This window comes from Nostoc sp. LEGE 12454 (assembly GCF_056620565.1).
This window is the reverse complement of the sequence record NZ_JBWQXL010000024.1, coordinates 87,847-101,203: the sequence shown is the minus strand read 5'-3', so window position 1 is coordinate 101,203 and position 13,357 is coordinate 87,847. Positions and strand designations below refer to the sequence as shown.

Here is a 13,357-nt window from a genome sequence, read left to right as displayed (position 1 = left end):
AATTCTGGGCAACCTTACCTCATCTCTCCATTGGCGATCGCCTGGCTCATGCCATTACTTTGCTCTCTGACATTAAAAGCTGTAATCCCTATCCCGCATACTTTACAGCTTTTCTTAGTGCCATTCAATCCAGACGATACGACATTGGCACGAATGCCGTGGGGGCCAAGTTCCAGCGCTAGACTTTTGATGAAGGCATCTAATCCAGATTTGGCGGTGCTATGGGCGATAAATCCCTCACCTGGATAGCGAGATAAGCCACTGCTGACGGCAATGATGCAGCCTCGCTTGTGTTCGATCATGGAGGGAACAACCGCTTTGCAGGGGAAGAAAGCGCCTTTTATTTCTCCGACCAATTTTGCTTCAAAGTCTTCCCACTGGTAATCCACAAAAGGAGCCATTGCAAAATTCGCGGCGGCATTGATTACCAAGGTATCAATGGCACCCAGAGTATCTGAAATCTGTTGCACCATTGCATCGACTTGTTGCCGATCGCGCACATCCGCTTTGACTGCCACTGCTCGACCGCCATCTGATGTAATCGATTCAACTACGTCCTGCGCTGCTGCTTCACTAGCATAGTAATTTACGCCAACTGTAGCACCGTGTTGTCCTAGTAGCTTGGCAGTTGCTGCACCAATGCCGTTACTTGCGCCCGTAATTAGAACGACGCGATCGCGCAGCAACTGAATAGTATTTGAGACTTGTTGAGCTTGAGTTGCAGTCATATTTTTCTCCTGTGATATTGTTGAAAATCCAATAACTTTGAATGATGGATGAGGGTTGATATTGGATGGTGCTGCTTAATTTGGAGTCAGACTTTCTAAAGATAATTTTTTAGAAATAAGATAAGCGATCGCTATGCCGAATTAGCCCTGGGTCTGATTAACTCGGTGAAAGAGGTATTTGGTGAAGCAGGACTAGATCAATTGATAGAGAAGAGAACTCGCGAACAGATTCAAGCAAATCAAGCGCTAATGCCTCGTCGAGCTTCACTGAAGCGGCGGTTAGAGGCATTAGCGAACGGACAGAGGAAGGTTATATGGCAGAGGTTATCCCCCAAGCTGATGACGCCTTTCTACTAGCTGAGAAGCATTGTTCTATCTGTGCAGTAGCAACTGCTTGTATTGGGATGTGTCGAATGGAGTTAGCAATTTTTCAAGCTGCTTTAGGTGAAGATATAACGATTGAACGAACTGAACATATTTTGAATAGCGATCGCTGTTGTGTTTATCGAGTCACTGTTTAGCTAACTCATGCGTAAGAGACTTGCAAGAAAATAAAATACCAATTAAACCGAGATAATTGTGTAATACCTTCGCCAAAAAAAAGAAATTGTATATGAGGTGCGTTACGCTTTACTAACGCACCCTACGCCTATTTCAAAAATCAAATATAAGTCCTATAGTTACTTCAGGTACTAGTATTTGATTGTTCACCTGGGCGTTCGGTAGCAGGAGGAAACTTAACAGCTTCTTCGACTCTATGGACTTCTGTGTTAGTTTGCTCTTCAGACAGAAGATCGTCAGGGTTTAATGATTGATCGGCAGCATCATCAATAACTCCATTGGCATTAATATTAGGTTTATTGGAAGTGCTTTTATGGCTAGCATGTCCACCAGGCATAACTATTACCTCTCATTTTTATAACTAAACACCCCCAGACTAAACTTTTTTGTTTAGAGAAATACACTATCAGAAGGCTTATAGCAAAACTATCAGAATCCAGTCTGGAGTTATATAGATTTATCGTCAGGGCATAGTAATGCTGTGCTCCTACCAATGTATTTGTATCATTATTAACGTGAAACGGGATTACAGAAAAGTTAAAAACCGTCCCAGATTAGAAGGAACGGTTAAGACAGTTTATTGATGAACTAATTCAAGAGGTGGACAAACTTCAATAAATGCGTTGGTTTGTCCAGAAATTAAGTTACAGTTTCAAACCCTGTCACACCGAAATCGGTTCTTCAATGTTTACCACCACAGCTTGTAGTTCCTTCGCTTTCTCCTCCGGTAAAGCATCATTGGCAAACATCCCCGCTGCGAGTTCAGTTCCCGCCAGATACTTCAGCCTTTCGCTTGTCCGATATGGTGGAAAAAACTCGGCGTGTAAATGCGCTTCGGGATGTGCTAAACCGTCAGTTGGTGCTTGGAACCAAGCCATCAAGTAAGGAAATGGGCGATTCCACAAGCCGTCATACTTGAGAGTGACAGTTTTTAACGCTTTGGCAAGTCCCCAACGTTGCTCTGGAGTAAGATCCGTAAAAGTGCCAACTGGTTCTTTTGGTGCCATCCAGACTTCATAAGGGTAACGAGCGCATACCGGGACAAATGCGATCGCATACTCATCTTGATAAATAATCCGTCGATCGTCTGCAATCTCCTTCTGAATCAAGTCTTGCAGTAAACCGCGCCGATGTTTTTCATAATACTCCTGCTGCATTGCCAGCATTCGCGCCGGAACAGGTGGTATAAAAGGATAGGCGTAAATTTGCCCGTGGGGATGGTGCAATGTTACACCCACCTCTACACCTTTATTTTCAAAGGGCAGCACGTACTGAATTTCAGGATTTAGTCCGAGCTCGCGGGTGCGATCGCCCCAGACTTCCAACAGCAAATCTAGATGATCCAACTGTAAGGAACTCACGGAGGCGCGGGCATCTTGCGTAAAAACCACTACCTCACAGGCTCCATTAGCTGGTAACGTTTCCACGATGGTATCAGGTGGATTGTTGGCTGCCAGACTCATTGAGGGAAAGCGGTTATCGAACACTGCCACATCATACTTACCTTGGGGTAGTTCCGTTGGGAACTCAGGGTTGGTAGTAGGTGCGAGGGGATTATATTCTGGGGGCGGCATGAATGTCCGCCCTTGACGGTGACTAGCATAAGCTACCCATTCGCCCCGCAAGGGGTGCCAGCGCAGATGGGGATTAGCCTGCACTGGCTCATTACTAGGGCTAGTGGCTTCTAGCTGACTACTAATTGGGTAGCGACTGTATAACTTGAGTTTGCGTCCGTCGGGCTTTAACAGCTTGTGGGAGTACATAAACCTTGTCCTGAGAGGGTTGCTGCGCGGATTGCCTCAATGGGAAATTTCGGAGTGCGATCGCCGTACAATAAACCGTTAGCTTCTTGAAAGGTATCTGTTAATTGTGTGTAACAGAATCCGCTAAATAGCTCTATGTTATTAACTGTTTCGAGCAGAGCAGCGTATTTCATTTGCAATTCGGAGATATTCGAGCAGTTTTCATATCCCCAAGCTTGATCGGCATTCGGTTGATCGAGAGGGGCATAAGCGATACCACCAAACTCGGTTAACATCACTGGTTGTCCCTGATGGGGATAGTTATCCAAGGTGAGAATACGCCCCCCAGGACGACTACGCTCAAATAGATCCGATATCTGAATATCCGGTCTGTAGCGATGGGCTAATCGCTCAGGGTGGCGTTCATAGTCGTGAATAGCGAGGATGTCGGTATCCGTACTTTCCCAACCGTCGTTACCAATTACTGGGCGAGTCGGATCGAGAGTCTTGGTCAGATGATACATTGCCAATACGTAGTTACGATGAGCCGCCGTCTCAGTTAAATTTGGCACTCCCCAAGATTCATTAAACGGCACCCACGCCACAATACAAGGATGGCTAACATCTCGCTTGATAATTTCCGTCCACTCACGGGTCATCCGTTCCACGGCTTTCGGCGTGAAGCGGTAAGCGCTAGGCATCTCCTCCCATACTAACAACCCTAAAACGTCTGCCCAATATAAAAAACGGGGGTCTTCAATTTTTTGGTGTTTGCGTACTCCGTTAAAACCCATAGCTTTGACGAGTTCTACATCACGTCGTAATGCTTCGTTACTGGGTGGAGTCATTAATGTTTCAGGCCAATAACCTTGGTCGAGAACTAACCGGAGATAGTAGGGACGACCGTTGAGCATAAAGCGATCGCGCTGGATGCTGACAGTCCGCATCGCTGTGTAAGATTGCACTTCATCTAACAGCCGATCTTTATCCCATAGTTGAATTTGGGCATCTATCAGCGTCGGCTTTTCTGGACTCCACAGTAATTCATTACGGCAGTCGTCAATACCCGGATCGCTCAGAACAATGCGACGGCTAATTTCCCCATTGAATACTTCATAAGTATCGCTTGCTATTACCCGATCGCCAGCGCTGAGTTTTACTTTAATTTGTACACCCGAAGTAGGTAAATTGCCAGCCAGCCCAATTTCAAACCCAATTTCCCACCGTTCGCAGTCGGGATTCCAACGAAGATTACCGATATAAGTCTCACCTACGCGCTCTAGCCAGACTGTCTGCCAAATACCGCTCGTGCGAGGATACCAAATACTATGGGGTTTCAATTGCCAATCTTGTTTCCCACGAGGTTTGGCGAGGTCGTGCGGATCGTCTTGCGCCCACACTGTTACCTTGGTTGTACCACTGTTATTTAAGGCATGGGTAATATCGAGACTGAAAGAGGTGTGTCCGCCTTCATGCTCGGCTATGTATTTATCGTTTACCCACACACGAGCGCGATAGTCTACAGCCCCAAAATGTAACACTAATCTACCGTCGCCTGGTGGTGTTTCAAATTCGCGCTCGTACCAGCAGTTTGGATGAAAACCGCGATCGTTAATCCCACTTTTGGTAGATTCGGGCGCATAAGGAACTTCTATATGATGAGACCATTCGCTAAAATCGCTCGGTTCGACACATTTTCCCTCGTCATCAAATGCGAATTTCCACAGCCCATTTAAAGATTGCCAGTGCGATCGCTTTAACAATGGTCGTGGGTGTGCTGCTGTTAAGTCCACAAAATTACTATCTGTTTTAGAGGTCAATTTAACCTCAGGATTCTCTAAGTCTAACAATTTCATCGAATTTCCTCCCTATCCATAACTCAATCAACCCCTGCTATAGACTAAATCCAGAGCCAAATATTGGGTTTCCAGATATAGCAAGAGTTTTGACCCGATCGTTCATCGATCGGTTCGAGCTAGTAGCATTATATTTTTTCGTAGCCAATACTGATACCTTCCCCACTTACGTGATGAAGTATAACAATAAGTTTATATACCCCTAGCTCGTGACATTATGGCATATACATTACCAATCTTTGCCAGGTTATCTAAAAAAAAAGCATTATATTTAGGTGCCTAATAACTATCATAAATCTGCCACACAAGAAAGTGGTTGTCATGAAAATTTTATTTATATCAATTGTTTAAGTAAATTTTTTAAAATCATTTATTAGTCAATAAGCATTAGCAAACAAAAGAAAAATAACTAAAATCAGGTTAAATAAGACGATAACGGAACCATTCATTCAATATTGCTAGATAGAGAGCATTTTTGCCTACAACCGCGTCGATTATGAAGTTGAAGTAGGCAGGAGGCAGCTATGCTGGAGGTTTTATTAAGATCGGAGTAGCACTCGTCCTTAATAAGAGCCACAAAACAAGGAAATTTGGTGTTCTTGTCTTAAACCCCTGTTCCGAATGGCACTAAGAAAAGCCCAAAGACTTATTGTATCCTCGTTCCCAGCCTGGAGGCTGGGAACGAGTTCCGAGAGACTCTACCTCTTGTCAAGCTATGGAGGCAGAGCCTCCAAGAATGGTTTCCCAGCCTAGAGGCTCTTAAACAGTTGGGGTAAGGTTGCCAGATTTTAGAGAAATTCAAAATTAAGAAAGCCAGGGTGATGGCTCAAATTCCAACTTCACCAAGTGCGCGTATGTCATCGTCTGAATGACCCAGCGCTCGAAGTGGCATAACTATGTCGCTTTTTAAATCCGGGACATAGCACGCAATCAGGGTTGCCGCGCCTTCGGGCTGCTCAGTAGGTAAGATTCTCACTCCGCTAAGGGCAGCTGGGATAATGCATGACTCACCACAAGCAAGTGTCTCACTTCCACCCTGGTACTCAATCCTTACTGACGTTCCAATATTGGATAGGGTCAGGCAGGGGCAGGGGTGTTCCGGCTCAATATGCGCTTGGGTTAGCGTCCATCTTTCTAGTGCAAAGTACGGCCCGGCGCATCCTTTGATGTAACGGTTGGCTCCTTCTTGTAATAAGAGTCCAGCAAAAGGACGTGGCTGGTAATCAGTACGTAGTTGCTCAAGGGTAGTATTAATGCACTTTTCCCACTCATCCTCGCTGCGACTGTTGCCTGTCATATCACTCGGCATTACGTCTTGCGAAAGGTCGGATGTTTGTTCGACCTCGAAAATCAGAGTGTCGGGGCCAAAGCTGTGTATCACCCCGCTTGGCACATAAACGGTGTCGCCTCCTTTGATGGGGAAGCGTGGCATTACCGAATGGTAGTCTTGCTTCTTGAAAGCGTCAAACAATTGCTCATGGGTTACACCAATTTTTACACCTGCTAAAATGCTGGCATTCGGTGTTGCCCACAAAATATGCCATGCTTCGGTTTTGCCGTTCGGCTCACTATAAAGGAGTTGAGTAGTCTCGTCGTCGGGATGAAGGTGAATCGGCAGTCGACTCGAAGCCATCAATGAACTTCTGTAGAATACAGGAGAGCGAGACTTTAGTATCGCTGACTTGAGGGGTGCAGTCTTAAAAAACATCAATCTCAGTGGTGCAATCCTACATGGGGCGATGTTGGATGAAGCAAATTTGCAACAAGCAAATCTCAGCCGGACTGACTTAAGCGGAGCTACACTCAACGGTGCAAATTTAACAGGAGCTAATTTAAGCAAAGCCGATTTGAGTGATGCAATTCTTGATAATGCAATATTAGAAGGTGCAATTCTTGATGAAGCCGTTTTAAATCAGGCCGATCTCAAAGCTGCTAACTTAGAACAGGCGATTCTTAGTCAGGCTGACATCCGTGAAGCTAATTTGAGTGAAGCTAATTTGTCAGCAGCAGATTTGAGCGGGGCAGATTTAGCGATCGCGGATTTGCATCAGGCAAATCTGCACCAAGCTGCATTAGAAAGAACAAATCTCACCGGAACTAATTTAGAAGATGCCAATTTAGAGGGGACTATTTTAGAGGGCGGCGATAACAATCTTGCAACCTAAGTTATGTTAAGGGCTGAGTAAACAAATGAAGAATCAATTGGGGTGCCATAACTAGCCCTAGCCCCCGTGAACCACCTGTAATTAGTACAGTTTTACCGTCCAAAAAATTGTTTTATATTGAAGCTGGTTTTTAGCGATCGCTACGCCCGTCGTTGGCGTTCGCGTTAGCGTCTCTGAAAGAGAAGCCTCTCGCAGAGAAGGCATCGCACCTTTTGTCCAACCTCACAAAATCGCGTTGCTCCCAGAGCGGTATTACCTCAGATGTTATTTCCAATATTAATGATGCTGGTAAATACTTTCTACAGGTCGAGCAATTCAAAGATAGCACTAACTACACTTTGAGTTTTAACTAGTTCACCACCCCCTTTGCTTCAGTTTAGGCATCGGGAGTGGTGAGTAGTACTTGAAAATATTGTACGGCAATGCTTTCAAGGGTATGCAAATGATGCAAGTGGCAAAAAGTTATACCTGAACTTTACCGCTTCATTGCATAAATTATAACTGTATCGATCAAATATTTCAACAAAATTGATGTTGAAGATTTTTTAAGCTTCCTTCGGGGAAGGGATTTAGGCACAGATGTATGTCTGTGGGGTTCTATCGTCGGTTGATGAAGTGAAGTGTAACAAGTGACGAGTGAAAACTCATAAATTAGCGATCGCTTAAAGACTACCAGAAACATCCAGTTAATCATAAGAAACCTCTGAATTACCAGAGGTTTTTTCGTATCAATATATACAAGTTTTTTGTGTGGCAAAAGTTTGCCAAAGCGATCGCTTTGACGCAAGCTTTCACCTGCTTCTTCACATATCCAAGGCTTACGCACTCAGATTCCTTAACCCTATTAAAAAGTTGGCTCTAGAAATTCTCCCATTAAAAAGCTACAGTGTACACGCAAGTCTCTTGATGCATCGACCTGCAATGCCAATGCATCGACCTGCAATGCCAATACATCGACCTGTAATGTTAATGCATCGACCTGCAATGCTTATGCATCGACCTGCAATGTTAATGCATCGACCTGCAATGCTTATGCATCGACCTGCAATGCTTATAAAAATTAACTCACTCTACGTTACGCAGCAACTCTAAAAGACTTGCGTGTAGACAGTAGCCTTTTTAAGGCCTGCTCGGAGGAATCTAAGTTTTAGACTTTAGTGCGTAAGTCTTAACATCCCTTATTTCATCAAACTCATTCTCAATTACGCCAATGGTGAGTCATAAGACTTTTTATGACTAAACAATACAAAACACTTGAAATTTACTTGAACAAACACCTAACTATAGAAGTCTTTTTCATGCTGTGTTTATTGAAAAAACAGTTTAATTTAGATTCATAGATAAACAACAAGTTCTGAACAAGGCAAGCACACAACCAAACAGCTAAGGCTCTCTTGAAAATAATAAATAATATTTATTTTCATCAAACTATAAGCCACTACGTTCCAGTAAATATCGAGTCAAATCGAACTTTTACATCTGTGCAAACCACAACTTAATCTGAACTTGACCGCATCACAATCAACATCTAAAGGACAAAAAAATGGCACTTTTCGATCTTGGTACACTCGGTAGCACTCCTGTTGTTAAGAATAACTTTGATTTAACTACATCTGATACAACGGATGTCTTTCAGTTCAAAACCACCAGTGGCAAAAATATCAACCTGTCTCTGACAGACATTAGCGCGGGTGATGATGCCGATATCCGGCTGTTTAAGGATTCTAACCTTAACGGTGTATTGGATGACTTCGACCGAAAAGTTGGAATTGTTTCCAATCACGGAAGCAACCAAGATGAGGCGATTAACTTTAAAACTAGCCCAGGTACTTATTTTGCGGAAGTATCTCGCTTTGCTCCAGGTAGTTCAGGCAATGTCAGTTACGATTTAGCCTTATCTGCAACTGAACCTGCTGGAACTTTTCCGATTTCAGCTAGTTCTAGCAACCTTCTACCTAAAGAATTTGTACTTGGTGACTTGTCAGGTAATATCACTCGTACAGGTAACGTCAATAACCAGAATACTACTGATGTTTACAGCTTCTCTTTGGGATTTCGTCAGGGTGTCGACATCAGATTGGAAGGGTTAAGCACCGATGCTGATATCCGGGTGATTCGAGATTCTAACAACAATCGTATCGTCGATGCAGGTGAGGTAATTGCCAGCTCTAATAATGGAGGTATTACTTCAGAACTGATTTCCAACATTAGTGTACGTGGTGACTACTTCTTGCAGGTAACTGAATTCACTGGCGCCACTAACTACAACGTGACTTTTAACCAGTTCTCTGTCCCTGCTTAAGTTTAGGCATTAGCAGTGGTGAGTAGTACTTGAAAGTTTTGTACGGCAATGCTTTCAAGAGTATGCAAATGATGCAAGCGGTACAAATCCATACCTGAATACCGCTTGCATTTCTCAATTTATCTCTGCACGGTTCAAATATTTGCATAAATATTATGAATAAAACATTACAACTAGGCGATGTCTACGACGGGCGTAGCGGCAGCGCCATCTTACCGCCAGAAATTATCCCCTTTTTAGCAAGTTACAATCTAATCCCGCAATTGTTATCTCAGAGCATTATTGAATTAGCGATCGCACCAATTACCTGCACCCAAGCCGAAACAACTCAGGCTCTAGAGCAATTTTATCAGCTTTGGGATTTAAACAGCGAAGAAAAAATCCAAGATTGGTGTTTGCGTTACGGTTTAACTCAAGAACAATTAGAACTTTTCGCCACCCGCAAGCTGAGAGTCGAAAAGTTCAAGCAAATAACTTGGGGACATCAACTAGAATCTTACTTTCTCAAATACAAAAGACATTTTGATAAAGTGATTTATTCTTTAATTCGGACTGATAGCAGAGGAACTGCTAACGAGCTATTCTTCCGAATTACAGAAGGGGAACAATCATTTTCTGAGTTGGCGCGTGAATATTCTCAAGGGCCAGAAGCTGATACAAATGGCATCATCGGCCCAGTAGAACTTGGTATGATCGCTCCCAATTTTGCTCAATTACTTTGCACAAGTCAAGTGGGTATAGTTCAACCACCCGTACCCTTTGGAGACTCATGGATAATTATACGCGTGGAAAAGCTTATAACTGCCCAGTTGGACGATTTTATGCGCCAACGATTGCTGCAAGAGAATTTTGAAACTTGGTTTCAACAGCAACTAAATCAACTATCACCAGAAGAAAAAGCCTGGATGGGAATCAACACCAAACCAGCACAGCCTCAAGAAGTGAAGGCTGCTTAAAAATTATTAAAATCGGGTGCAAGATGATGACAAATACAACCATTGATATTCAAGAATATATTGCCGATCTGTTTCCTTTCAATTATCTGCCAGCAAATGTTTTAGAAAATTTGCTCGACAAGGTGCAATTTTGTCGTTATCGCATCGGGCAGGTAATAGTAACCAGTGAAGCTATGCCCAATTGGATTAGCATTATTTACCAAGGACAAGCGCGTTTATTAACCTACAATTCCCAAGGACAAAATCCGGCGACACTGAAGTTAATTTCACAAGGAGAGGTTTTGGGTTGGGTAAGTTATATGCGGGGTATTGCTTGTGAAACTGCGATCGCTTCTACTGAAGTTATCGCTATTAATCTACCTATTGCTGGTTTTCTAACTTTACTCAAGCAAGAAGAGGCTTTTGTCCACGCCTTGCAAAATGAAATTACTCTTTTAGAAGTGCATGAACTGCTTACCGAAGAACTCAGCCGTCGCGCAGATGGTCGCAGGAATTTGGTTAAGCTTGCCCAAGCTGCAACTGAAGTTGCGATTATCCAAACAATTCCTGCACGCAAAGTTTTTCACCAGCAGTTAGATTCAGAATTTTTGTGGTTAGTCAGCAGTAATTTTGATGCTGAGTTCCCTGTGGGGAGTCGCTTAGAGTTGGATGAACTCAATCCCAAGCTGAAATTTAATACAAATATGCGTTTGGTGGGATTGCCCAAATCAATATTTAGAGAAAATCTCGCTTCTCCTACACCAAAAACACTCTTACCCGCAGAAATTCCCTACGCCTCAGAAATTACTGTCACAGAAGCACCAGCAGCCAAGGGCAAACAAAAGAAGTTTCCTTATATCAAAGGCAGAGGGCCGCTGGATGCAACACTAGCTTGCTTCCAGATGTTGAGCCAATACTTTAACATCTCCTGGCGCAGAGATACATTGCAGCGAGTGTTGACCAAGCAGCACGAACAAAAAGGTGTTATATCTCTGCAATTTTGCGCCGCCGCTGCCGAGTTGATGGGGTTGACAACACAGATGGTAAAAGTTCCCGCTACCGCAGTCGGACGCTTGCAATTACCAGTAATGATTTCTTGGCAAGATAGTTTTGCAATTATTTATAAAAATAGCGATCGAGAGTTACTCATTGCCGTTCCAGAGATGGGACTACTGCGCTACAAACTCCGAGACTTTGCGGAAAACTGGGGGGCTGAAGGAGAAGTTCTGCTGCTGCAAACCACCAAAAATACTCCCAAGGCGCGGTTTAGTTTGAGTTGGTTTGTACCCTCACTGCGGCGCTATCGCAAGGTGTTAATTGAAGTACTAATTGCTTCCATTGTTATTCAACTGTTTGGGCTGGTAAATCCCCTCGCCACACAGGTGATTATTGATAAAGTACTGGTTGGTAACAGTCCTGATACCCTGGAAGTTTTTGGCATCTTTTTGCTAGTAGTAGCAGTCATCGAAGCAATACTCACCAGTATCCGCACTCATTTATTTACAGATACCACTAACCGAATTGACCTCGCCCTTGGTTCTGAGGTGATTAATCACCTGTTGCGTCTGCCATTATCTTATTTTGAACGCCGCCCTGTAGGAGAATTGGCAACGCGAATTCACGAACTGGAAAATATTCGTTCTTTTTTAACTGGTACAGCCCTGACTGTAGTGATGGATGCTGTATTTTCAGTGGTCTACATTTTAGTGATGGCGATTTACAGCCCAGTGTTGACATTAGTTGCTTTGGCAACAGTACCGCTGTTTGGCTTGCTCAACTTGATGGTATCACCTGTGATGCGCCGACAACTGCAAGAAAAAGCTGAGTGCAATGCCGAGACGCAATCTTATTTAGTGGAAGTGATGGGGGGAATGCAGACAGTCAAGGCGCAAAATTTAGAAATGCGATCGCGTTGGCAATGGCAAGAACGCTATGCTCGTTATATTAGCGCAGGTTTCAAAACAGTCTCTACCCAAACTACTGCCGGTTCTGTTAGCAGTTTTCTCAACAAGTTTTCTAGTATGTTAGTGCTGTGGGTGGGAGCTTTTCTCGTCCTCAATCAGCACCTAACCCTGGGACAACTCATCGCTTTCCGCATCCTAGCTGGTTATGTCACCAGTCCCTTGTTACGCCTAATGCAACTTTGGCAGAATTTCCAAGAAACCGCTCTATCTCTGCAACGCCTTGCTGATATTTTAGACACTCCCCAAGAAGTAGAAATCGGTAACTGTCAAAATATCCTTATGCCCAGTATTCAAGGTAGCGTCCGCTTTGAAAATCTCAGCTTCAGTTTCGCGGAACACGGGCCGATGCAACTATGCAATATTAACTTAGACTTTGCTGCTGGCTCCTTTGTGGGAATTGTTGGTCAAAGCGGTTCCGGTAAAAGCACACTGCTAAAATTATTACCCAGGCTTTACGAACCCAAGTCCGGCAAAATCTTGATTGATGACTATGATATCAGCAAGGTAGAACTTTATTCTTTACGCCGTCAAATTGGTATGGTGTTACAAGATACCTTACTATTCGATGGCACAATCCGCGAAAACATTGCCTTGGGATATCCTGATGCTAGCGATGAAGAAATTATTACTGCTGCCAAGATAGCTTATGCCCACGACTTTATTATGTCTTTGCCCAGTGGTTATAACACCCGTGTCGGCGAGCGAGGTTCGGGACTCTCTGGAGGACAACGGCAACGAGTAGCGATCGCTCGTACTGTCTTGCAAAACCCGCAATTACTGATTTTGGATGAAGCTACCAGCGCCTTAGATTACAATGCCGAAGCCCAAGTTTGCCGTAACTTAGCATCAGCTTTTCGAGATAAAACAGTGTTTTTCATTACTCACCGCCTCAGCACAATCCGCCATGCCGATGTCATTTTGATGATGGATGGAGGTGCTGTGGTAGAACAGGGAACTCATGAAGAATTGATGGCGCTCAAAGGTTATTACTACTGTTTGTATCAGCAACAGGAGGCGAAAGTGTAGGCAGGGGGCAGGGGGCAGGAGGCAGGAGGCAGGAGGCAGGGGGAAATATTATTGCTTTAACTTTTGAACTTGGAACTT

13 protein-coding genes are annotated in these 13,357 nt (G+C 43.9%); 6 read left to right on the top strand and 7 right to left on the bottom strand.

Annotated elements, in window-relative coordinates; genetic code table 11:
* Positions 1–14: 14 nt before the first annotated feature.
* Positions 15–728: an SDR family NAD(P)-dependent oxidoreductase gene (locus tag AC1F2U_RS22740; RefSeq protein WP_480263138.1), complete on the bottom strand. Its 714-nt coding sequence runs from the start codon at positions 726–728 to the stop codon at positions 15–17.
* A gap of 314 nt (positions 729–1,042) precedes the next feature.
* On the opposite strand from AC1F2U_RS22740, the gene AC1F2U_RS22735 reads away from it, so the two are divergent.
* On the top strand, positions 1,043–1,249 hold the full coding sequence (locus AC1F2U_RS22735) for a hypothetical protein (RefSeq protein WP_480263137.1): 207 nt from the start codon (positions 1,043–1,045) through the stop codon (positions 1,247–1,249).
* Positions 1,250–1,413: 164 nt separating this feature from the next.
* Here the strand turns inward: AC1F2U_RS22735 and AC1F2U_RS22730 are convergent, their stop codons facing one another.
* From AC1F2U_RS22730 to AC1F2U_RS22715, 4 genes are all read right to left on the bottom strand, one after another.
* Positions 1,414–1,626 carry a hypothetical protein gene (locus AC1F2U_RS22730; protein WP_480263135.1) on the bottom strand — a complete coding sequence of 71 codons (213 nt, stop codon included), beginning with the start codon at positions 1,624–1,626 and terminating at the stop codon, positions 1,414–1,416.
* A gap of 325 nt (positions 1,627–1,951) precedes the next feature.
* The gene (galT, locus tag AC1F2U_RS22725) at positions 1,952–3,052 is read right to left on the bottom strand and encodes a galactose-1-phosphate uridylyltransferase (protein WP_480263134.1); all 1,101 of its coding nucleotides are present in this window, start codon (positions 3,050–3,052) and stop codon (positions 1,952–1,954) included.
* Positions 3,031–4,887, bottom strand: a complete 1,857-nt coding sequence (locus tag AC1F2U_RS22720) for a glycoside hydrolase family 2 protein (RefSeq protein ID WP_480263132.1) — start codon at positions 4,885–4,887, stop codon at positions 3,031–3,033. The genes galT and AC1F2U_RS22720 overlap by 22 nt, the downstream gene beginning before the upstream one ends.
* Positions 4,888–5,713: 826 nt before the next feature.
* Positions 5,714–6,694 (bottom strand): class I mannose-6-phosphate isomerase, encoded by a 981-nt coding sequence (locus tag AC1F2U_RS22715; RefSeq protein ID WP_480263143.1) that lies wholly within the window; start codon positions 6,692–6,694, stop codon positions 5,714–5,716.
* Here AC1F2U_RS22715 and AC1F2U_RS22710 point away from each other — a divergent pair.
* A complete protein-coding gene (locus AC1F2U_RS22710; RefSeq protein ID WP_480263142.1) occupies positions 6,594–7,052 on the top strand; it encodes a pentapeptide repeat-containing protein in 459 nt (152 codons plus the stop codon). The genes AC1F2U_RS22715 and AC1F2U_RS22710 overlap by 101 nt on opposite strands.
* A gap of 81 nt (positions 7,053–7,133) precedes the next feature.
* On the opposite strand, the gene AC1F2U_RS22705 is transcribed toward AC1F2U_RS22710, so the two are convergent.
* Both AC1F2U_RS22705 and AC1F2U_RS22700 read right to left on the bottom strand, forming a co-directional pair.
* Positions 7,134–7,256 (bottom strand): hypothetical protein, encoded by a 123-nt coding sequence (locus AC1F2U_RS22705; protein WP_480263131.1) that lies wholly within the window; start codon positions 7,254–7,256, stop codon positions 7,134–7,136.
* A gap of 271 nt (positions 7,257–7,527) precedes the next feature.
* Positions 7,528–7,878 carry a hypothetical protein gene (locus AC1F2U_RS22700; RefSeq protein ID WP_480263130.1) on the bottom strand — a complete coding sequence of 117 codons (351 nt, stop codon included), beginning with the start codon at positions 7,876–7,878 and terminating at the stop codon, positions 7,528–7,530.
* An 80-nt stretch (positions 7,879–7,958) separates the two neighbouring features.
* Between AC1F2U_RS22700 and AC1F2U_RS22695 the strand changes: the two genes are divergently transcribed.
* From AC1F2U_RS22695 to AC1F2U_RS22680, 4 genes are all read left to right on the top strand, one after another.
* Positions 7,959–8,144 (top strand): hypothetical protein, encoded by a 186-nt coding sequence (locus tag AC1F2U_RS22695; RefSeq protein ID WP_480263129.1) that lies wholly within the window; start codon positions 7,959–7,961, stop codon positions 8,142–8,144.
* A 451-nt stretch (positions 8,145–8,595) separates the two neighbouring features.
* Complete coding sequence (locus AC1F2U_RS22690) at positions 8,596–9,354, top strand: PPC domain-containing protein (protein ID WP_480263127.1); 759 nt, start codon at positions 8,596–8,598, stop codon at positions 9,352–9,354.
* Positions 9,355–9,509: 155 nt separating this feature from the next.
* A complete protein-coding gene (locus AC1F2U_RS22685; RefSeq protein WP_480263125.1) occupies positions 9,510–10,310 on the top strand; it encodes a peptidylprolyl isomerase in 801 nt (266 codons plus the stop codon).
* A 23-nt stretch (positions 10,311–10,333) separates the two neighbouring features.
* Positions 10,334–13,279, top strand: a complete 2,946-nt coding sequence (locus AC1F2U_RS22680) for a peptidase domain-containing ABC transporter (protein ID WP_480263123.1) — start codon at positions 10,334–10,336, stop codon at positions 13,277–13,279.
* The last annotated feature ends 78 nt before the right edge of the window (positions 13,280–13,357 follow it).

Excerpts from the sequence above, each read along its gene's own strand:
- AC1F2U_RS22740 (WP_480263138.1), bottom strand. The coding sequence starts at position 728 with ATGACTGCAACTCAAGCTCAACAAGTCTCAAATACTATTCAGTTGCTG.
- AC1F2U_RS22735 (WP_480263137.1), top strand. The coding sequence starts at position 1,043 with ATGGCAGAGGTTATCCCCCAAGCTGATGACGCCTTTCTACTAGCTGAG.
- AC1F2U_RS22730 (WP_480263135.1), bottom strand. The coding sequence starts at position 1,626 with ATGCCTGGTGGACATGCTAGCCATAAAAGCACTTCCAATAAACCTAAT.
- galT (WP_480263134.1), bottom strand. The coding sequence starts at position 3,052 with ATGTACTCCCACAAGCTGTTAAAGCCCGACGGACGCAAACTCAAGTTA.
- AC1F2U_RS22720 (WP_480263132.1), bottom strand. The coding sequence starts at position 4,887 with ATGAAATTGTTAGACTTAGAGAATCCTGAGGTTAAATTGACCTCTAAA.
- AC1F2U_RS22705 (WP_480263131.1), bottom strand. The coding sequence starts at position 7,256 with ATGCCTTCTCTGCGAGAGGCTTCTCTTTCAGAGACGCTAACGCGAACG.
- AC1F2U_RS22695 (WP_480263129.1), top strand. The coding sequence starts at position 7,959 with ATGCATCGACCTGCAATGCCAATGCATCGACCTGCAATGCCAATACAT.
- AC1F2U_RS22690 (WP_480263127.1), top strand. The coding sequence starts at position 8,596 with ATGGCACTTTTCGATCTTGGTACACTCGGTAGCACTCCTGTTGTTAAG.
- AC1F2U_RS22685 (WP_480263125.1), top strand. The coding sequence starts at position 9,510 with ATGAATAAAACATTACAACTAGGCGATGTCTACGACGGGCGTAGCGGC.
- AC1F2U_RS22680 (WP_480263123.1), top strand. The coding sequence starts at position 10,334 with ATGATGACAAATACAACCATTGATATTCAAGAATATATTGCCGATCTG.